Annotated in this window: 1 protein-coding gene; it reads left to right on the forward strand. The window is 51.4% G+C overall.

Going from position 1 to position 23,430, the window contains the following annotated elements:
- The first annotated feature begins 48 nt into the window (after nt 1-48).
- Nucleotides 49-23,430, forward strand: coding sequence for an SDR family NAD(P)-dependent oxidoreductase (locus JSQ80_RS21755; protein WP_206096663.1), 23,382 nt, complete (start codon nt 49-51; stop codon nt 23,428-23,430).

Genomic DNA, 23,430 nt, shown 5'->3' on the forward strand with positions numbered 1-23,430 from the left:
AAAGAACTCAACAGACCCGATCTGGCCAAATAGGGAGGGATATATAAAGTGTTACAGCAACCGAAAAATGAAACAATCCATCAGATTCAATTCAATGACAGCTATCAGGCGATTATCGTTCTGTCCGCGAGGGATAAGGAGCGGCTTCGTGAGCAGGTACAGCAGTTAGCGGCAGTGATAGAAAGTCGCGGGTTTACGGATAGCGATCTCGCTAATATCTGTTACACGCTTCAGGTAGGGCGTGAACATATGGAAACCCGGCTGGCACTTTTGGTGAAATCAATAAAGGAACTTAAAGAAAAACTTCTCTCGTTTATGGCGGGTAAAGATGAAATAATTGATTTGTATCAGGGAATAGTCAATGAAAATAAAGAGACGATGTTTATTTTAAGTAAGGAAGAATTGCAAGACGTTATTGAAAAATTGATTCAGCAAAAGCAATACGGAAGACTCCTTGATTTCTGGGCGAAGGGACTTCATTTTGACTGGGATGCATTATATAACGATATCGAAATTAAGCCGTGCTTAATCAGTCTTCCGACCTATCCGTTCGCCCGGGAAAAATACTGGGCGCCATTAAATATTGAACAGCTATCCACTCAAAAGAGCCAGCGCGATTTCATTCATCCTCTGGTGCATGAGAATACCTCAGACTTTATCGGTCAACGCTTTAGTTCAACTTTTACAGGCAAAGAGGGCTTCTTGACAAACGAAGCAATAGAGGGGCAAAAACGATTGCCAGAGGCAGCGCATTTGGAAATGGCGCGTGCGGCAGTAGCACGTTCGATGGATGGTAAGGGTACAGGTATCCTGCTGAAGGATGTAATCTGGAATGAACCGATTCTCTTTGACGAAAGCCCGAAACAAGTCCATATTGCCCTTAATGTTGGCAACCAGGGTGAAATTGACTGGGAGATATATGAAAGGTCAGAAGAGCAGGAAGAGGAGTTTATCATCAGCACTGAGGGGAAAGCGAGCCATCAGGCAATTGTCCAAGCTCCACCGCTCGATCTTAATGACCTGCGCTCGCGATGCTCTCATAAGATCGATTCCATCGAAGAGGTGTGGGCAGATGGGGCGGTGCTTGCCGAAGGTGCTGGGCAACTTTTGGTCCAATTCAAGCAGCCCGTTGCTGATATGAAGGAAAGGTACAAAGAGCTGATGCTGCTCGATCCGGCTCTGTTGGAATCTTGCCTGCATGCGTTGCATATATACGGCGGTGATCAGTTGCCTGCACGTAGATTGTTGAGCCTCAAGGCATTGGAGGTTACAGCGGAAGCTGGGTCAGGTGTCTGGGCTTTGATCCGCATTACGGCAAATGCAAGTGGATGGAATCTAGACATCGACTTGTGCGATACGAACGGGAATATTGTAAGCCGCATTCGGGGGCTGCAATACGGGCAGGCAACCCGGGCGAAAGCAGAATACCGACCGGAATTGGAGAGCTTGTTGGCTGCCACAAGCCATGCGAACAAGCCCGACGAGCCCTTTGAGATGATGACGTTTGAAGAAGTGTGGCAAGAGGAAGAGGTGCTGGGCACAGAGGAAAGGCAAGAGAACAAAACCTTGGTTCTCTTTTTATCAGAATCCAAGTATCAGCAAGAGGTCAAACAGCGTATAGAGGAGCTTGGTGCGGGTAGTACACGGGTGGTATGGATTGCCCAGGGTGCCGGTTATCAGAAGGAGTCCAATTATAGCTACACCGTTTCCTTAACAGAGAAGAGTGGTTATCTCGCAAGCTTGCAAAGCGTTAAGGATGATTTTGGGAGTGTGGATGGGGTGCTTTTCCTGTGGGCGCTGGAAGACAAGAATTGTGTGACCGATTCTACCGGGATCGTGTACATGCTCCAAGGTTTGGCGAAAGCCAATCTAAAACCGGAAAGGGTTCTGCTGGTCGGCGGTTACGAAGATGGGCTGGAGCGCTGTTACGTAGAATCGTGGATCGGCATCGAGCGATCCATCGGACTGGTCATGGCCGACGCTAACGTGAGTGTGGTCTGCCGGAAAAAGCAGGCGGAAGACTCCTTCGCGGAATGGATGAATGTGCTATGGACCGAACTGCATACGTCAAAGCCCAAGAGCGTGCTGTATGAAGGGGAGCAAAGAAAGGTGTGCCAGATTCGCCCGGTATCGGTTAGCCGTGGTGGCGAACAGCTGCTCAAACGAGGAGGAACCTACTTCATCACAGGCGGTATTGGCGGACTGGGACTAATCTTCGCCCACTGGCTGGCTACCGAGTATGGGGCGCAGCTGGTCCTGGTCAACCGCAGTAAACTGGATGAGACGAAGCAGGCCAATCTTGAAGCGTTGAAGAGAGCGGGTGCGGAGGTTATTTATCTCCAGGCCGATGTGTGTGACGCAAGCCAAATGAAAGAGGCAGTAAAAGCGGGAAAGAAGCATTTTAAGCGGATCGATGGGGTCATCCATGCCGCCGGGATAGAAGGCGGGAAGCGGTTAGTTGATAAGGAACTGGAAGAGTACCAAAGAACGTTGGAGCCCAAGATTAAGGGGACCTTGGTGCTGGAAGAAGCGCTTCAAGGAGAACAGCTTGACTTTATCTGTTACTTTTCCTCAAGCTCGGCGATAATCGGAGATTTCGGCTCCTGCGATTATGCGGTTGGCAACCGGTTCCAGATGTGTTATGCCCAGTATCGCAACAGCAAGGGGGGGACTGACGGAAAGAGGATCGTGATCAACTGGCCGTTGTGGAAGAGCGGGGGGATGGGCTTCGCCGATGAGGCGGGCAGCCTAATGTATCTGAAATCCAGCGGTCAGAGGTTCCTGGAGGCTGCGGAAGGAACAGCCTTGTTCGAGCAGATGCTGAGCCAGGAGCGAGCTCAACATCTGGTGCTGGTGGGGCAGCGGGAGCGTGTACATCGGTTCTTGGGATTGAGTGAAGCGGTATCCTCCGCCCCGCCCGTACAGAAAGTAAAGGCGGCAGGCAAAGGCAAACGGCCGGAGATGAAGGGCTGGACAGTCGAGCAATGCGTGCTATGGGAATTAAAGGATACGGCCGGCCACATAATCAAGATCCCGCGGGAAAAGCTTGATGTAGATGAGAATCTGGCGAATTTCGGCTTTGACTCGATCAGCTTGGCGAGATTTGCAGATGCTCTAAGCAACCGCTATGAACTGGAAATTACCCCGGACCTCTTCTTTGGCTATCCAACGCTGGAGAGCTTGAGTGAATATCTTCTTGCCCAATATGCCATACAGATGAAGCAGTTCTATCAGGAGGAAGAGAAGCATGCTCCTGTGGTATTCAAGGAAATCGCAATATCTCAGGAATTTAGGGAGCGTGCCGTCAAGGGAGGGGGGACCAAGGCAAGGCGGACTCGGTCTGGCAGAAAAGGCTGGAGTGACAACGAGACGGAGCCGATCGCTATCATCGGGATGAGCGGCAGGTTCCCGGATGCGCGGAGTGTGGAGGAGCTGTGGTCGATCCTGTGGGAAGGCAGGGATGTGGTTCGGGAGATTCCCCAGGAGCGTGCCCAGTGGTGGGAAGCATACGGGTATCCGCAGAATGAGGCAGGAAACAGCAAGAGAAGCGGATTTATCCCCGGAGTGGCCGAGTTTGACCCGTTCTTTTTCGAGATATCGCCGCGGGAAGCGGAGAGCATGGACCCTAGACAGAGGCTGCTGCTGCAGGAATCATGGAGAGCGTTGGAGGATGCAGGCTATGGAGCCAAATCGCTCGTTGGTGAAAAGATCGGGATGTTTGTGGGAGTCGAAGAGGGAGACTATCATTTTCTGGCGGGAAATGAAGGGGGAATCACGGCCAATCATAATGCCATTCTGGCTGCAAGACTCTCCTATTTCCTGAATCTGAACGGGCCGAATATGGCCATCAATACCGCCTGTTCTTCTGGCTTGGTGGCTGTGCACCAAGCCTGCTTAAGCTTGCGGAATGGAGAATGTGATACGGCTATTGTGGCGGGGGCTAATCTTATGGTGACACCTGCCGGCTACCTGGGAATGGAGCAGGCCGGAATGTTGTCTGCGGATGGGAAGTGCTATGCCTTTGATAAGCGTGCCAACGGGATGGTGCCTGCGGAGGCAGTGGCCGTGGTGGTGTTAAAACGGCTCTCGCAAGCAGAAGCGGATCGGAATCCGGTATATGCAACGATTGTGGGCAGCGGAATCAACTATGATGGGAAGACCAACGGCATTACGGCTCCGAGCGGCCAATCCCAGACCAAGCTTTTGAAGGAAGTGTATGAGCGTTTCCATATTCATCCGGAAGAGATCAGCCATATCGTCACCCATGGAACCGGGACCAAGCTGGGAGACCCGGTCGAGATCAATGCGTTAGTGGATGCATTCAAGGATTATACCACCGGCAAGGGCTACTGTGCCTTAACCTCGACCAAGTCCAATCTGGGCCATTCTTTGGCGGCATCGGGCATCGTGAGCCTAATCAGTCTGGCGCTAGCCATGAGAAAGGAGACCATTCCCGCCAGCATTAACTGTGAACAGGTTAACGATTATATCCGCTGGGAGGATAGTCCGTTCTATATCAACCGCGAGCGGATGGAATGGACCGATCAGGAAGGGAAGCGGAGACTGGGCGGAGTGAGCGCCTTTGGAATGAGTGGTACGAATGCGCATGTGGTGCTTCAAAGCCATGGTTCTGAGAGCGGCGATAAGAGACGCGGAGGCGAGCAAGAGCCGATGCCTTACTACTTGCTTGCCTTCTCCGCCAAGACCCCCGAATCGCTGCAGAAGCGGATTGAGGATCTGGCGGTGATGCTGGAAGCGGAGCAGGATATCGGAGCAGGAGTGCTATCCGCAATCAGCTATACGTTGTTGGAAGGCAGGCAGCACTTTAACCACCGGTGTGCGGTTGTCATTCGCGATCGAGAGGATGCCATTCGGGTGCTGAAGCAGGCAGGGGGCATGGAGCGCTTGCCCAACCTGTTCAAGGGCTTGGTGGCGAAGAATTTTACCGGTCAGACAGCCATTCAGAAGTATGCGGAAGATCTGTTGACACAAAGCAGGACGCTGCTAAGCGCTCCGGATAAATATCAGGAGATCCTATATGCGCTGGCTGAGCTGTATTGCCAGGGCTATGAAATGGCCTGGAATGGCTTTTTTGGTGATACGCCACCTGGCCTAATCAGCCTGCCGACCTATCCGTTCGCCCGGGAAACATACTGGGCACCGTCAAACATGGAACAGCCATTCACGCAAAGGGGCCAGCGCGGTGTTATCCATCCCCTCGTGCATGAAAACATATCTGGACTTACGGGCCAGCGCTTTAGTTCCACGTTTACAGGCGGAGAGGGTTTTTTGACCAACGAAGCAATAGAGGGGCCAAAACGATTACCAGAGGCAGCACATTTGGAGATGGCGCGTGCGGCAGTAGCCCTTTCGTTGGATGGCAGGAGCACAGGCATCCTGCTCAAGGATGTTATCTGGAATGAACCGGTTATCGTGAGTGGGAAGGGGAAGCAAGTCCATGTTGCCCTCTATCCAGGTAACCATGACGAGATTGACTGGGAGATCTACGAGGGCTCAGAGGATAAAGAAGGCGTCATCGTAAACAGTGAGGGCAAAGCGAAACGTCAATCGATTGTCCAAGCAGGGTCACTCGACATTAATGCTCTGCGGTCGCTTTGTTCCCATAAGATCAATATTCATACTGAGGAAGATAAAGAAAACATCACTTCTCCACTCTCCGGTTTCATGGAGGAGGTGTGGGCAGCTGAAGCGGTACCTGTTGAAGGTGCCGGGCAGTTGTTGATTCAATTTAAACCGTCTGTTGCCAATAGGGCGGGAAGATATAAAGAAGCGGTGATACTTGACCCGGCTCTATTGGAAGCCTGTCTGCATGCAGTGAATCTATATATGGGTAACCGGTGGCCTGCAGGAAGAATACTGGGTATGAAGGAATTGGAGGTTGTCGTTGAAGCCGGGTCCATTGTATGGGCATTCATCCGTATTGAAGAGGAAAGCGAGACCGGTGCAGGGGTATGGAAGCTGAACATGGACCTATGTGATACAAGTGGGGATATCGTTAGCTGCATGAGAGAATTGCAATACGGGCAGGCCAACCAAGTTCAAGAAGAGCATGAACATCGGGTAGCGATGGAGGATCTAACGGCTGCTGCGAGCCCGGCTGGAAAAGGCAGACGGTTGGAGATGAAAGGTTGGACGCTAGAGCAATGCGTGCTGTGGGAATTAAAAGATACGATCAATCTGATACTTAAAATTCCGCAGGAGAAGCTGGATGCAGATGAGAATCTAGAGAACTTTGGTTTCGACTCCATAAGCTTGGTGGAGTTTACGGGCGTGTTAAGCGAGCGTTATGAGTTGGAAATCAAGCCTGATCTCTTTTTCAGTTATCCAACGCTAGAGAGATTGAGTGAATATTTACTTACCCAATATCCTGAACAAATGAAACAGTTCTATCAGGAGGAAGAGGCGCATGTTCCTGCGATATTCAAGGAAATCGCAGTATCGCAGGAAATTAGTGATCGTACCGTCAAGGGCAGGGGAAGCAAGGCAAGGCGGCCTGGGTCCGGCAGAAAAGGCTGGAGTGACAACGAGGCCGAGCCGATTGCAATCATCGGGATGAGCGGCAGGTTCCCGGATGCGTGGAATGTGGAGGAGCTGTGGTCGATCCTGTTGGAAGGCAGGGAAGTAATCCGCAAGGCCCCTAAAGAGCGTGCTGAATGGTGGGAAGAGCATGGGCATGCGGAGAATGGAGCAGAAACCGGTAAGAGAATTGGGCTTGTTCCGGGAGTGGCCGAGTTTGACCCGCTCTTTTTCGAGATATCGCCGCGGGAAGCGGAGATCATGGACCCTAGACAGAGGCTGCTGCTGCAGGAATCATGGAAAGCGCTGGAGGATGCGGGCTATGGGGCCAAACAGCTCGCCGGTGAAAAGATCGGGATGTTTGTGGGAGTCGAAGAGGGCGATTATCAGCTGCTGGTGGGAAATGAGGGAGGTATCACCTCCAATAATAATGCAATCTTGGCCGCGAGGCTGTCCTATTTTCTGAATCTGGACGGGCCGAATATGGCCATCAATACGGCCTGTTCTTCTGGCTTGGTGGCTGTGCACCAAGCCTGCTTAAGCTTGCGGAATGGAGAATGTGATACGGCTATTGTGGCGGGGGCTAATCTTATGGTGACACCTGCCGGCTACCTGGGAATGGAGCAGGCCGGAATGTTGTCTGCGGATGGGAAGTGCTATGCCTTTGATAAGCGTGCCAACGGGATGGTGCCTGCGGAGGCAGTGGCCGTGGTGGTGTTAAAACGGCTCTCGCAAGCAGAAGCGGATCGGAATCCGGTATATGCAACGATTGTGGGCAGCGGAATCAACTATGATGGGAAGACCAACGGCATTACGGCTCCGAGCGGCCAATCCCAGACCAAGCTTTTGAAGGAAGTGTATGAGCGTTTCCATATTCATCCGGAAGAGATCAGCCATATCGTCACCCATGGAACCGGGACCAAGCTGGGAGACCCGGTCGAGATCAATGCGTTAGTGGATGCATTCAAGGATTATACCACCGGCAAGGGCTACTGTGCCTTAACCTCGACCAAGTCCAATCTGGGCCATTCCCTGGCGGCATCGGGCATCGTGAGCCTAATCAGTCTGGCGCTAGCCATGAGAAAGGAGACCATTCCCGCCAGCATTAACTGTGAACAGGTTAACGATTATATCCGCTGGGAGGATAGTCCCTTCTATATCAACCGGGAGCGGAAGGAATGGACCGATCAGGAAGGAAAGCGGAGACTGGGCGGAGTGAGCGCCTTTGGCATAAGTGGTACGAATGCGCATGCAGTGCTTCAAAGCCATGTTTCTGAGAGCAGCGACAGAAGACGCGCAGGCGAGCAAGAGCCGATGCCTTACTACCTGCTTGCTCTCTCGGCCAAAACTCCTGAATCGCTGCAGAAGCGGATTGAGGATCTGTCGGTGATGCTGGAAGCGAAGCAGGAGATCGGAGCAGGGGAGCTATCCGCAATCAGTTGCACGCTGTTGGAAGGCAGGCAGCATTTCAACCACCGGTGCGCGGTTGTCATTCGGGATCGAGAGGATGCCATCCGGGTGCTAAAGCAGGCAGGGGGCAAGGAGCGCTTGCCCAACCTGTTCCAGGGCTTGGTGGCGAGGAATTTTACCGGTCAGACAGCCATTCAGAAGTATGCGGAAGATCTGTTGACACAAAGCAGGACGCTGCTAAGCGCTCCGGATAAATATCAGGAGATGCTCTATGCGCTGGCTGAGCTGTATTGCCAAGGCTATGTAATTCCCTGGCCGAGTCTTTTTGGTAATACGGCACCTTGCCTAGTCAACCTGCCGACCTATCCGTTTGCCCGGGATAAGTACTGGGCGCCGGAGATAACATCAACTCAAGCAGCAAGTCAATCCAAAGCTATCATCATGCATCCGTTACTCCACCAAAACACCTCTGACCTGTCGGAACAGAGATACAGCTCAAGCTTTACCGGAGAGGAATTCTTCTTGGCAAATCATGTCATTAAAGGCAAACGGGTCTTGCCGGGAGTAGCCTATCTGGAAATGGCGCGGGAGGCGGTGCAGCAAGCAACCGGGAGCACAACCGAAGAGCGGGCCGGCATTCGGTTGAAAAACATGGTCTGGGCCCAGCCGATTGCAGTCACTGGGCAACCGGTCAAAGTGAATATCGGACTCTACCCGGAGAATAACGGGGAGATCGGCTATGAAATATATACCGAAACAGAAGTAGGGAGCAATGGTCCCATCGTTCACAGCCAAGGCAGTGCGGTACTCGTTAGGAGAGGGGAAACGCCAACGTTAGATTTGGAGTCCATCCAAGCCCAATGCACCGAAACGATCAGTTCAGCCCAATGTTACAAAACATTTCGCAGGATGGGAATCGATTACGGCCCGGGACACCAGGGGATTGAAGAAATCCGGGTAGGACAAGGCCAAATCTTGGCCAAGCTCACTGTGCCCGGCTCTATAATGGATACCCATGACCAATACATCTTGCATCCCAGTATCATGGATGGGGCCCTGCAGGCGTCTGTCGGATTTATAATCAACACTGAAGTATCGGAAGCAGGAAATCATCTAAACCCCAGCCTGCCATTTACGATGGAAAAGCTAGAGATATATGACCGTTGTGTCTCGCTGATGTGGGCGGTGATCAAGAAGGAAAATGCCAATAAGCAATTGATCAAACTCGATATCGACATCTGTGATGAAACCGGGAATGTTTGTGTCCGAATTAAAGGATACGCCTCACGTGTACTGAAAGGGGAAATAAGTTCAGCAGAAGAAGCGGCAACTGGGACCATGAGGCTGCAAATGAACTGGGAAGAGCAACAGATTTCTCCGGAAACATCAGCCCTTGAATATATCCAACAGCTAGTGATCTTCTGTGAACTGGAAAACGTCCCGAAAGAACTGGAAGATCAACAAAATGGAGCCGTCACAAGCCTTCGCAGCCTCAACCTGAGCAACAAGCAGAAAGAAATTGGTTTACAATTCCAAACCTATGCCGGTCAAGTTTTTGAGGAAATACAGACCATCCTCATGGAAAAACCCGGAGGCACGGTATTGATCCAAGTCGTCGTTCCCTGTCAAGAGGGGCGGAAACTTTACAGCGGGTTGTCAGGACTGTTGAAAACCGCCCGGTTGGAGAACCCGAAACTCATCACGCAGTTGATCGAGATGGAACCAACCGAAGATACCGCCGGAATTATCGCCAAACTCAATGCGGAAAGCAACAGCCCGGCAGATAACCACATACGGTACCAGGATGGGAAACGATATATCCCCGTGTGGAAGCAGGCGCAAGCAACGGGAGAAACCGGCTTACCGTGGAAAGAAGGTGGGATTTACCTCATCACCGGAGGAGCCGGAGGGCTGGGGCGGATATTTGCGAAAGAAATTGCGGAAAAAGTGAAGGAAGCTACACTCATCCTGACGGGACGTTCGCCGCTTAGTGAACGTCTACAGGCGCAACTTAAAGCGATTCAGGCGCTAGGTGCGCGGATTGAATACCGGCAGATGAATGTCACGGATAAGACAGCGGTACAGGGATTAATCCGAAAGCTTCTTGAGGAATTCGGCGGTTTGGACGGGATCATCCATAGCGCCGGAATCATTAAAGACAACTACATCATCAAAAAAACAACGAATGAATTTATGGAAGTCTTAGCACCGAAAGTATCAGGGGTGGTGAACCTAGACGAAGCAACCAAGGACATCCCGCTTGACTTTTTTATACTCTTCTCTTCACTGTCGGGAAGCCTGGGCAACGCCGGGCAAGCAGATTACGCCGCGGCCAATGCCTTCATGGACGTGTATGCCGGACATCGGAACGACCTCGTTAAGCAAGGCCAACGATGGGGTAAGACTCAATCCATCAACTGGCCGTTATGGCAGGAAGGCGGAATGAAGATTGATGCAGAGGCAGAGCGAATGATGGAGCAATCCACCGGGTTAACCGCCCTGCCGACCACAAGCGGAATTCAGGCTTTCTACCAATGCTGGGCCTCGGAGCAGGGGCAAATCATGTGCATGTCAGGGGATTCCAACAAAATTCAGGCTTTAATTAAGAAACCAATTCCGAGCAAAAACTTAGCCAAATATCGATCCGCTGCGAAAGAAGAAAATAGAACCAGTCTGGAAACAGATCAAGAAATCCTCCGGGAAAATGTGGCCAATTACTTAAGAAGAATTGTATCGAGCACACTCAAACTACCAGCCCACGTGATAGAAGCGGATGCACCGATGGAGGAATACGGGATTGATTCGATCTTAGTCATGCAGCTGACCAACCAATTGGAGGAAATCTTTGGCTCATTATCTAAGACCTTGTTCTTTGAATACCAAACCATTTGGGAATTAAGCGGCTACTTTCTGGAATCTTATCGGGAACAACTCAAGGAAGTGCTAGGAGCCGAAGCCAAAGCAGCGGTAACCCAAGAAAGCAGCAACGAAGCCGCGGAGGCGGAAAAGGTGGTTCAACCAGTCACCCGAAACCGGAGACAAACAAGATTTGTGAAACAACAAGCGTTCTCCGAAGAAGATAAACACCGCGGTGCCCTGGACATCGCCATCATCGGAGTATCAGGGCGGTATCCGCAAGCGCGGAATATTCAAGAGTTTTGGGATATTTTGCGTAACGGAACGGACTGCATCACTGAAATTCCCAAAGAGCGTTGGAACCACAGCCTCTACTACGACGAAGACAAAACCAAACCCGGAAAAACTTATTGTAAATGGGGAGGATTCCTGGAAGGAGTAGACCAGTTCGATCCCTTGTTCTTTAACATCTCTCCCCGGGAAGCGGAGCTCATGGATCCCCAGGAGAGATTGTTTTTGGAATGCGTTTACGAAACCCTGGAAGATGCGGGGTATACTCGAGACGAGCTTGGAAAATACCAAGAGTTAGGGTTGGCAGGCAATGTCGGAGTCTATGTCGGTGTACTGTACGAAGAGTACCAGCTTTACGGAGCGCAGGAACAGAGCCAGGGGAGACCAATCGTTTTAGCAGGAAGTCCCTCCTCGATCGCCAACCGGGTTTCATATTACTGTAACTTCCATGGGCCGAGCATGGCGATAGATACCATGTGCTCCTCTTCTTTAACCGCAATCCACCTGGCTTGTGAGAGTCTGAAACATGGGGGTTGCGAGGTGGCCATCGCCGGAGGAGTGAACATCTCGGTTCATCCGAATAAATACCTGTTGCTGGCTCAGGGCAAATTTGCCTCCAGCAAAGGGCGGTGTGAAAGTTTCGGGGAAGGAGGGGACGGTTATGTACCGGGAGAAGGAGTCGGAGCAGTATTGCTTAAACCGCTATCGAAAGCGATAGCCGACGGGGATCACATTTATGGAATCATCAAAGGGACGGCAGTCAATCACGGGGGAAAGACAAACGGATATACAGTGCCGAATCCCAACTCCCAAAGCGGGGTTATCGGCCAAGCACTGAAAGGAGCAGGGATCGATCCGCGCTCTATCAGTTACATCGAAGCGCACGGTACCGGGACTCCATTAGGGGACCCAATCGAAATCACGGGATTAACCAAGGTATTCCATGATTATACTCAGGACAAGCAATTTTGCGCCATCGGATCGGTCAAATCGAATATCGGGCATTGCGAGAGCGCGGCGGGGATTGCCGGAGTGACCAAAGTACTGCTGCAACTGAAGCATGGGAAAATAGCGCCATCCTTGCATTCGAAGGTCTTAAATCCGTTTATAGATTTTGAACAGACTCCGTTCGTGGTTCAGCAGGAGCTCGGGGAATGGGTGCGGCCGGTTTCAGAGGAAAATGGAGTAACCATAGAATACCCGAGAAGAGCAGGGATATCTTCCTTTGGAGCGGGAGGCTCCAACGCCCATGTGGTGATCGAAGAATATGTACCGCCAGAGAACAAGCAGCCAACGATACAATTAAAAAACGAACAGAACCCGGCGATTATTGTTTTGTCGGCTAAAAGCAAGGAACAACTGAAAGAACAAGCGAGGCGCCTAAAGGAGGCTATCCGGGTAAATCAATACAGTGACACTGATTTGCCCGCGATTGCCTATACTCTCCAATTAGGGCGGGAAGCAATGGAACACCGGTTTGGATTGATAGTGGCAACCGTGAAGGAACTGGGGGAGAGACTGACTGATTTCACAGAAGGCCGGGAAGATATCGAAAATAGCTATCAAGGGCAAATGAACCGCAATAACGAGAGTTTAGCAGTCTTGGCAAATGATGAAGATATGGTCAGAACCGTCGATGCATGGGCAACCAAAGGGAAATATGGAAAATTGCTGGGCCTGTGGGTGAAAGGGCTGAGTTTTAATTGGAATGAGTTATATAGCAATACGAAACCCGGCCGGATAAGCCTGCCGACCTATCCATTTGCCCGGGAAAAGTACTGGGCACCGACCGAACAGACATTTGCCCCAAGGGAGCAGCGCGGTGTTATCCATCCGCTCGTGCATGAGAACACATCTGGACTTACCGGCCAGCGCTTTAGTTCCACGTTTGCAGGCGGAGAGGGTTTTTTGACCAACGAAGCAATAGAGGGGCCAAAACGATTACCAGAGGCAGCACATTTGGAGATGGCGCGTGCGGCAGTAGCCCTTTCGTTGGATGGCAGGGGCACAGGCATCCTGCTCAAGAATGTTATCTGGAATGAACCGGTTATCGTGAGTGGGAAGGGGAAGCAAGTCCATGTTGCCCTCTATCCAGGTAACCATGACGAGATTGACTGGGAGATCTACGAGGGCTCAGAGGATAAAGAAGGCGTCATCGTAAACAGTGAGGGCAAAGCGAAACGTCAATCGATTGTCCAAGCAGGGTCACTCGACATTAATGCTCTGCGGTCGCTTTGTTCCCATAAGATCAATATTCATACTGAGGAAGATAAAGAAAACATCACTTCTCCACTCTCCGGTTTCATGGAGGAGGTGTGGGCAGCTGAAGCGGTACCTGTTGAAGGTGCCGGGCAGTTGTTGATTCAATTTAAACCGTCTGTTGCCAATAGGGCGGAAAGATATAAAGAAGCGGTGATACTTGACCCGGCTCTATTGGAAGCCTGTCTGCATGCAGTGAATCTATATATGGGTAACCGGTGGCCTGCAGGAAGAATACTGGGTATGAAGGAATTGGAGGTTGTCGTTGAAGCCGGGTCCATTGTATGGGCATTCATCCGTATTGAAGAGGAAAGCGAGACCGGTGCAGGGGTATGGAAGCTGAACATGGACCTATGTGATACAAGTGGGGATATCGTTAGCTGCATGAGAGAATTGCAATACGGGCAGGCCAACCAAGTTCAAGAAGAGCATGAACATCGGGTAGCGATGGAGGATCTAACGGCTGCTGCGAGCCCGGCTGGAAAAGGCAGACGGTTGGAGATGAAAGGTTGGACGCTAGAGCAATGCGTGCTGTGGGAATTAAAAGATACGATCAATCTGATACTTAAAATTCCGCAGGAGAAGCTGGATGCAGATGAGAATCTAGAGAACTTTGGTTTCGACTCCATAAGCCTGGTGGAGTTTGCGGGTGTGTTAAGCGAGCGATATGATCTGGAAATCACGCCCGACCTCTTTTTTGGCTACCCAACGCTGGAGAGACTGAGTGAATATTTACTTACCCAATATCCTGAACAGATGACACAGTTCTATCAGGAAGAAGAGAAACTTGTACCTGCGGCAGGGAAGAAACAAGTTGTATCCAAGACAATGAGCAAGACCACAATCAGAAAAGGGAGGAAGCCTCATTCCGGCAGAAAAGGCATGAGTGAAAGCGAGGCCGAGCCGATTGCAATCATCGGGATGAGCGGCAGGTTCCCGGATGCGTGGAATGTGGAGGAGCTGTGGTCGATCCTGTTGGAAGGCAGGGAAGTAATCCACAAGGCCCCTAAAGAGCGTGCTGAATGGTGGTTAGAGCACGGGCATTCGGAGAATGGAACAGACACCGGCAAGAGAATTGGGCTTGTTCCGGGAGTGGCCGAGTTTGACCCGCTCTTTTTCGAGATATCGCCGCGGGAAGCGGAGATGATGGACCCTAGACAAAGGCTGCTGCTGCAGGAATCATGGAAAGCGCTGGAGGATGCGGGCTATGGGGCCAAACAGCTCGCTGGTGAAAAGATCGGGATGTTTGTGGGAGTCGAAGAGGGCGATTATCAGCTGCTGGTAGGCGATGAAGGTGGCGTTACATCTAATCATAATGCAATCCTGGCTGCAAGACTCTCCTATTTCCTGAATCTGGACGGACCGAATATGGCCATCAATACCGCCTGTTCTTCGGGATTGGTAGCGGTGCACCAAGCCTGCTTAAGCCTACGGAATGGAGAATGTGATACAGCCATTGTGGCAGGGGCGAATCTCTTGCTTACTCCTGGCGGCTATTTGGCGATGGAGAAAGCAGGAATGCTGTCTCCAGACGGGAAGTGCCATGCCTTTGATAAGCGCGCAAACGGGATGGTGCCTGCGGAAGCCGTCGCTGTGGTGGTGTTAAAACGGCTCTCGCAAGCAGAAGCGGACCGGAATCAGGTATATGCAACGATCGTGGGAAGCGGAATCAACTATGATGGGAAGACCAACGGCATTACGGCCCCGAGCGGCCGCTCCCAGACCAAGCTGTTGAAGGAAGTGTATGAGCGTTTCCATATCCGTCCGGAAGAGATCAGCCATATCGTCACCCATGGAACCGGGACCAAGCTGGGAGACCCGGTCGAGATCAATGCGTTAGTGGACGCATTCAAGAATGAAATCAGCGGCAAGGGCTACTGTGCCTTAACCTCGACCAAGTCCAATCTGGGCCATTCCTTGGCGGCATCGGGCATCGTGAGCCTAATCAGTCTGGCGCTAGCCATGAGAAAGGAGACCATTCCCGCCAGCATTAACTGTGAACAGGTTAACGATTATATCCGCTGGGAGGATAGCCCGTTCTATATCAACCGGGAGCGTAAGGAATGGACCGATCAGGAAGGAAAGCGGAGACTGGGCGGAGTAAGCGCCTTTGGCATAAGCGGCACGAATGCGCATGTGGTGCTTCAAAGCCATGGTTCTGAAAGCAGCGACAGGAGACGCGTGGGCGAGCAAGAGGCTATGTCTTATTACTTGCTTGCCTTCTCCGCCAAGACCCCCGAATCACTGCAGAAGCGGATTGAGGATCTGGCGGTGATGCTGGAAGCGAAGCAGGAGATCGGAGCAGGGGAGCTATCCGCAATCAGTTGCACATTGTTGGAAGGCAGGCAGCATTTCAATCACCGGTGTGCGGTTGTCATTCAGGATCGCGAGGATGCCATTCGGGTACTGAAGCAGTCCGGGGGCAAGGAGCGCTTGCCTAACCTGTTCCGTGGCCGAGTGACAAGGGACTTTACCACCCAGGCAGCCATTCGAAAATCTATGGAAGATTTGCTGAAACAGAGCCGTGCGGCGCTAAACGATCCAAATCACTATCAGGAGATCCTCTATGCGCTTGCTGAATTCTATTGCCAGGGCTATGAAATGGATTGGAATGGTCTTTTTGGTGATACGCCACCTTGCCCAGTCAGCCTGCCGACCTATCCGTTTGCCCGGGAAAAGTACTGGGTGCCGACCGAACAGACATTTGCGCAAAGGGACCAGCGCGGTGTTATCCATCTGCTCGTGCATGAGAACACATCTGGACTTACGGGCCAGCGCTTTAGTTCCACGTTTACAGGCGGGGAGGTTTTCTTGACCAACGAAGCAATAGAGGGGCAAAAACGATTGCCAGAGGCAGCACATTTGGAGATGGCGCGTGCGGCAGTAGCCCTCTCATTAGATGGCGAGGGCACAGGAATCATGCTCAAGGATGTCATCTGGAATGAACCGGTTATCACGAGTGAGAATGGGAATCACGTCCATATTGCCCTTTATCCAGGCAACCATGATGAGATTGACTGGGAGATATACGAGGGATCAGAGGACAAGGAAGGAGTTGTCGTAAACAGTGAGGGAAAAGCGAAACGTCTGTCCATTGTCCAAGCAAGGCCACTCGACATCCATACCCTGCGAGCGCGTTGTTCCCATCAGATAAACATTCATATGGAGGAAGATAAAGACAATTACCCACTCACCGCTTTCATTGAGGAGTCGTGGGCAGCTGAAGCGGCACCTGTTGAAGGTGCCGGGCAGTTGTTGATTCAATTTAAACCGTCTGTTGCCGCTAGGGCGGAAAGATATAAAGAAGCGGTGATACTTGACCCGGCTCTATTGGAAGCCTGTCTGCATGCAGTGAATCTATATATGGGTAACCGATGGCCTGCGGGAAGAATAGTGGGTATGAAGGAATTGGAGGTTGTCGTTGAAAGCGGGTCCATTGTATGGGCATTCATCCGTATTGAAGAGGAAGGCGAGACCGGTGCAGGCGTATGGAAGCTGAACATGGACCTGTGTGATACAAGTGGGGATATCGTTGGCTGCATTAGAGAATTGCAATACGGGCAGGCCAACCAAGTTGAAGAAGAGCATGAACATCGAGTAGCGATGGAGGATCTAACGGCTGCTGCGAGCCCGGCGGGAAAAGGTAGACGATTGGAGATGATAGGTTGGACGATAGAGCAATGCGTGCTGTGGGAATTAAAAGATATGATCAATCAAATACTTAAAGTTCCGCAGGAGAAGCTGGATGCAGATGAGAATCTAGAGAACTTTGGTTTTGACTCCATAAGCTTGGTGGAGTTTGCCGGTGTGTTAAGCGAGCGTTATGAGCTGGAAATCAAGCCTGATCTCTTCTTCAGCTATTCAACGCTGGAGAGACTGAGTGAATATTTGCTTACCCAATATCCTGAACAGATGACACAGTTCTATCAGGAAGAAGAAAAACTAGTTCATGCGGTAGCGAAGGAACTAGTTGTATCCAAGACAATGAGTAATAGTACAGTCAGAAAAGGGAGGAAGCCTAATTTCGGCAGAAAAGGCAGGAGTGAAAGTGAGGCCGAGCCGATTGCGATCATCGGAATGAGCGGCAGGTTCCCGGATGCGTGGAATGTGGAGGAGCTGTGGTCAATTCTGCTGGAAGGCAGGGATGTGGTTCGGGAGATCTCCCAGGAGCGAGCCCAGTGGTGGGAAGCATGCGGGTATCCGCGGGATGGGGCTGGGAACAGCAAGAGAAGCGGATTTATCTCCGGAGTGGACGAGTTTGACCCGCTCTTTTTCGAGATATCACCGCGGGAAGCGGAGATGATGGACCCTAGACAGAGACTGCTGCTGCAGGAATCATGGAAAGCGCTGGAGGATGCGGGCTATGGGGCCAAACAGCTCGCCGGTGAAAAGATCGGGATGTTTGTGGGAGTCGAAGAGGGCGATTATCAGCTGCTGGTAGGCGATGAAGGTGGCGTTACATCTAATCATAATGCAATCCTGGCTGCAAGACTCTCCTATTTCCTGAATCTGGACGGACCGAATATGGCCATCAATACGTCCTGTTCATCCGGCTTGGTAGCTGTGCACCAAGCCTGCTTAAGTTTGCGGAATGGAGAATGTGATACGGCCATTGTGGCAGGGGCTAATCTCCTGCTTACTCCTGGCGGCTATTTAGCGATGGAGAAAGCAGGAATGCTGTCTCCGGATGGAAAATGCCATGCCTTTGGCAAGCATGCCAACGGGATGGTGCCTGCGGAGGCCGTGGCCGTGGTGGTGTTAAAACGGCTCTCGCAAGCAGAAGCGGATCGGAATCCGGTGTATGCAACGATTGTGGGAAGCGGAATCAACTATGATGGGAAGACCAACGGCATTACAGCTCCGAGCGGCCGCTCCCAGACCAAGCTGTTGAAGGAAGTATATGAGCGTTTCCATATCCGTCCGGAAGAGATTAGCCATATCGTCACCCATGGAACCGGGACCAAGCTGGGAGACCCGGTTGAGATCAATGCGTTAGCGGATGCATTCAAGGATTACACCACCGACAAGGGCTACTGTGCCTTAACCTCGACCAAGTCCAATCTGGGCCACTCCCTGGCGGCATCGGGAGTCGTGAGCCTAATCAGTCTGGCGCTAGCCATGAGAAAGGAGACCATCCCGGCGAGCCTCAACTGTGAGGAGGTTAACGATTATATCCGCTGGGAGGATAGCCCGTTCTATATCAACCGGGAGCGGAAGGAATGGACCGATCAGGAAGGAAAGCGGAGACTGGGCGGAGTAAGCGCCTTTGGCATAAGCGGCACGAATGCGCATGTGGTGCTTCAAAGCCATGGTTCTGAAAGCAGCGACAGGAGACGCGTGGGCGAGCAAGAGGCTATGCCTTATTACTTGCTTGCCTTCTCCGCCAAGACCCCCGAATCGCTGCAGAAGCGGATTGAGGATCTGGCGGTGATGCTGGAAGTGAAGCAGGATATCGGTGCAGGAGTGCTATCCGCAATCAGCTATACGCTGTTGGAAGGCAGGCAGCACTTTAACCACCGGTGTGCGGTTGTCATTCGCGATCGAGAGGATGCCATCCGGGTGCTGAAGCAGGCAGGGGGCAAGGAGCGGTTGCCCAACCTGTTCCAGGGCTTGGTGGTGAAGAATTTTACCGGTCAGACAGCCATTCAGAAGTATGCGGAAGATCTGTTGACACAAAGCAGGACGCTGCTAAGCGCTCCGGATAAATATCAGGAGATCCTATATGCGCTGGCTGAGCTGTATTGCCAGGGGTATGAAATGGCCTGGAATGGCTTTTTTGGTGACACGGCACCTGGCCTAATCAGCCTGCCGACCTATCCGTTCGCCCGGGAAACATACTGGGCACCGTCAAACATGGAACAGCGATTCACGCAAAGGGGCCAGCGCGGTGTTATTCATCCGCTCGTGCATGAGAACATATCTGGACTTACGGGCCAGCGCTTTAGTTCCACGTTTACAGGCGGAGAGGGCTTCTTGACCAACGAAGCAATAGAGGGGCCAAAACGATTGCCAGAGGCAGCACATTTGGAGATGGCGCGTGCGGCAGTAGCCCTCTCATTAGATGGCGAGGGCACAGGAATCATGCTCAAGGATGTCATCTGGAATGAACCGGTTATCACGAGTGAGAATGGGAATCACGTCCATATTGCCCTTTATCCAGGCAACCATGATGAGATTGACTGGGAGATATACGAGGGATCAGAGGACAAGGAAGGAGTTGTCGTAAACAGTGAGGGAAAAGCGAAACGTCTGTCCATTGTCCAAGCAAGGCCACTCGACATCCATACCCTGCGAGCGCGTTGTTCCCATCAGATAAACATTCATATGGAGGAAGATAAAGACAATTACCCACTCACCGCTTTCATTGAGGAGTCGTGGGCAGCTGAAGCGGCACCTGTTGAAGGTGCCGGGCAGTTGTTGATTCAATTTAAACCGTCTGTTGCCGCTAGGGCGGAAAGATATAAAGAAGCGGTGATACTTGACCCGGCTCTATTGGAAGCCTGTCTGCATGCAGTGAATCTATATATGGGTAACCGATGGCCTGCGGGAAGAATAGTGGGTATGAAGGAATTGGAGGTTGTCGTTGAAAGCGGGTCCATTGTATGGGCATTCATCCGTATTGAAGAGGAAGGCGAGACCGGTGCAGGGGTATGGAAGCTGAACATGGACCTGTGTGATACAAGTGGGGAAATAGTTGGATGCATGAGAGAATTGCAATACGGGCAGGCCAACCAAGTTCAAGAAGAGCATGAGCATCGCTCCGTGATGAAGCAGCTAATGTCTGCTGCGAGCCCGGCTGGAAAAGGCAGACGGTCGGAGATGAAAGGTTGGACGCTAGAGCAATGCGTGCTGTGGGAATTAAAAGATACGATCAATCTGATACTTAAAATTCCGCAGGAGAAGCTGGATGCAGATGAGAATCTAGAGAACTTTGGTTTTGACTCCATAAGCTTGGTGGAGCTTGCGGGCGTGTTAAGCGAGCGTTATGAGTTGGAAATCAAGCCTGATCTCTTTTTCAGTTATCCAACGCTAGAGAGATTGAGTGAATATTTACTTACCATATATCCTGAACAAATGAAACAGTTTTATCAGGAGGAAGAGGAGCATGTTCCTGCGGTATTCAAGGAAATCGCAGTATCGCAGGAAATTAGTGATCGTACCGTCAAGGGCAGGGGGACCAAGGCAAGGGAGGCAAGGCGGCCTCGGTCCGGCAGAAAAGGCTGGAGTGACAACGAGGCCGAGCCGATTGCAATCATCGGGATGAGCGGCAGGTTCCCGGATGCGTGGAATGTGGAGGAGCTGTGGTCGATCCTGTTGGAAGGCAGGGAAGTAATCCGCAAGGCCCCTAAAGAGCGTGCTGAATGGTGGGAAGAGCATGGGCATGCGGAGAATGGAGCTGAAACCGGCAAGAGAATTGGGCTTGTTCCGGGAGTGGCCGAGTTTGACCCGCTCTTTTTCGAGATATCGCCGCGGGAAGCGGAGATGATGGACCCTAGACAGAGGCTGCTGCTGCAGGAATCATGGAAAGCGCTGGAGGATGCGGGCTATGGGGCCAAACAGCTCGCCGGTGAAAAGATCGGAATGTTTGTGGGAGTCGAAGAGGGCGATTATCAGCTGCTGGTAGGCGATGAAGGTGGCGTTACATCTAATCATAATGCAATCCTGGCTGCAAGACTCTCCTATTTCCTGAATCTGGACGGACCGAATATGGCCATCAATACGTCCTGTTCATCCGGCTTGGTAGCTGTGCACCAAGCCTGCTTAAGCCTGCGGAATGGAGAATGTGATACGGCCATTGTAGCAGGGGCGAATCTCCTGCATACTCCTAGCGGCTATTTGGCGATGGAGAAAGCAGGAATGCTGTCTCCGGACGGGAAGTGCCATGCTTTTGGCAAGCATGCCAACGGGATGGTGCCTGCGGAGGCAGTGGCCGTGGTGGTGTTAAAACGGCTCTCGCAAGCAGAAGCGGATCGGAATCCGGTGTATGCAACGATTGTGGGAAGCGGAATCAACTATGATGGGAAGACCAACGGCATTACAGCTCCGAGCGGCCGCTCCCAGACCAAGCTGTTGAAGGAAATATATGAGCGTTTCCATATCCGTCCGGAAGAGATCAGCCATATCGTCACCCATGGAACCGGGACCAAGCTGGGAGACCCGGTCGAGATCAATGCGTTAGTGGATGCATTCAAGGACTACACCGGCAAGGGTTACTGTGCCTTAACCTCGACCAAGTCCAATCTGGGCCATTCCCTGGCGGCATCGGGAGTCGTGAGCCTGATCAGTCTGGCCCTAGCCATGAGAAAGGAGACCATCCCGGCGAGCCTCAACTGTGAGGAGGTTAACGATTATATCTGTTGGGAGGATAGTCCGTTCTATATCAACCGGGAGCGTAAGGAATGGACCGATCAGGAAGGAAAGCGGAGACTGGGCGGAGTGAGCGCCTTTGGCATGAGCGGCACGAATGCGCATGTGGTGCTTCAAAGCTATGGTTCTGAAAGCAGCGACAGAAGACGCGCAGACGGACAAAAGCCAATGCCTTATTACCTGCTTGCCTTCTCGGCCAAAACTCCTGAATCGCTGCAGAAGCGAATTCAGGAAATAGCGGAGATGCTGGAAGCGAAGCTGGAGATCGGAGCAGGGGAGCTATCCGCAATCAGTTACACGTTGTTGGAAGGCAGGCAGCATTTCAATCACCGGTGTGCGGTCGTCATTCGGGATCGAGAGGATGCCGTTCGGGTGCTGAAGCAGGCCGGGGACAAGGAGCGGTTGCCTAACCTGTTCAAGGGCTTGGTAGCCAGGGACTTTACCATCCAGGCAGCCATTCGCAAATCTGCGGAAGATTTATTGAAACAGAGCCGGACAGCTATTGCCGATGCGAATCACTATCAGGAGATTCTCTATGCACTGGCTGAATTCTATTGCCAGGGCTATGAAATGGCCTGGGATGGCCTTTTTGGTGATATGGCACCTTGCCTAGTCAGCCTGCCGACCTATCCATTTGCCAAAAAAGAATACTGGGCGCGAAACCGAAGGAATCACCACCTAATCCGGAATGATAGCCAGAAGCAGCAGTATCAAAAGGATTCAGCCGATAGTACAGCACAGCAATCTGCTTCGGTTTTTTCAACCAATCTTGAATCGATAACACAGTCATTCGAGAAAGACGGGGCGAAAGCAAAACCTAAAGTATCATTGATGGATTTAAAAACCGAGATGGAATTTCTGCCCGAATCAGACAGCGATGCCGATTATTCAACCGACGCATTGCTAAATGAGCTGATTGGCAGCCTAGCCCAAGAACTTTACATCGATCCGTCTGAAATAGATGTGCATAAACCCTTCACTGAATTGGGATTGGATTCAATCATCGGGGTAGAGTGGATCAGGACTCTCAATAAAAGGTATAAAACGGCAGTTTCAACTACAAAAATCTACCAATATACAAACCTTCTTGAATTTACCGACTATATTTCCAGAGAGCTCGGAAAAGGGAAAGAAGGGAAATGGAAAGAGCCAAAGCATACAAAACCCGTAACCAGTAAACCCGAAAACATATCCCTTATGCCCTTGTCAGAAGGACAACCCTATCCCATGATTCAGGAGAAAAGGGATGTAAGGGCGATTCTTCATGAAGCGTCAACTCGGTCAGGGAATGGCGGCAATCCAGAACAGAATCTCAAATTAAAGGCGGAGTTCTCTATAGAAACGCTGCTAAAGGATTTGTCGGGTAGTTTAGCCAAAGAATTATTCATAGATCTGGAGGATATTGACCTCGAAAAGAGTTTTACAGAGATTGGGCTCGATTCAATTATCGGAGTGGAATGGATTCGTGCAGTCAAAAAGCGATTTAAGACATCGATCGGCACGACCAAGATCTATCAGTATCCGACCCTTCCCGAGTTTGCGGAATACCTGCTGGGTTTACTGGAACAAATGGGCGTAAGACCTGAGGATATCGATCTAAAGCTTGAGGAACGGATTGCATTCAATCAATTATTATTGCAAGTGTATCAAGGGAAAGTGGATATTGAACATGCGGAAAAGCTAATATTCGATATTCAGAAGGAGAAATGA

Source organism: Paenibacillus apiarius, from assembly GCF_017052585.1.
Lineage (GTDB): Bacteria > Bacillota > Bacilli > Paenibacillales > Paenibacillaceae > Paenibacillus_B > Paenibacillus_B apiarius.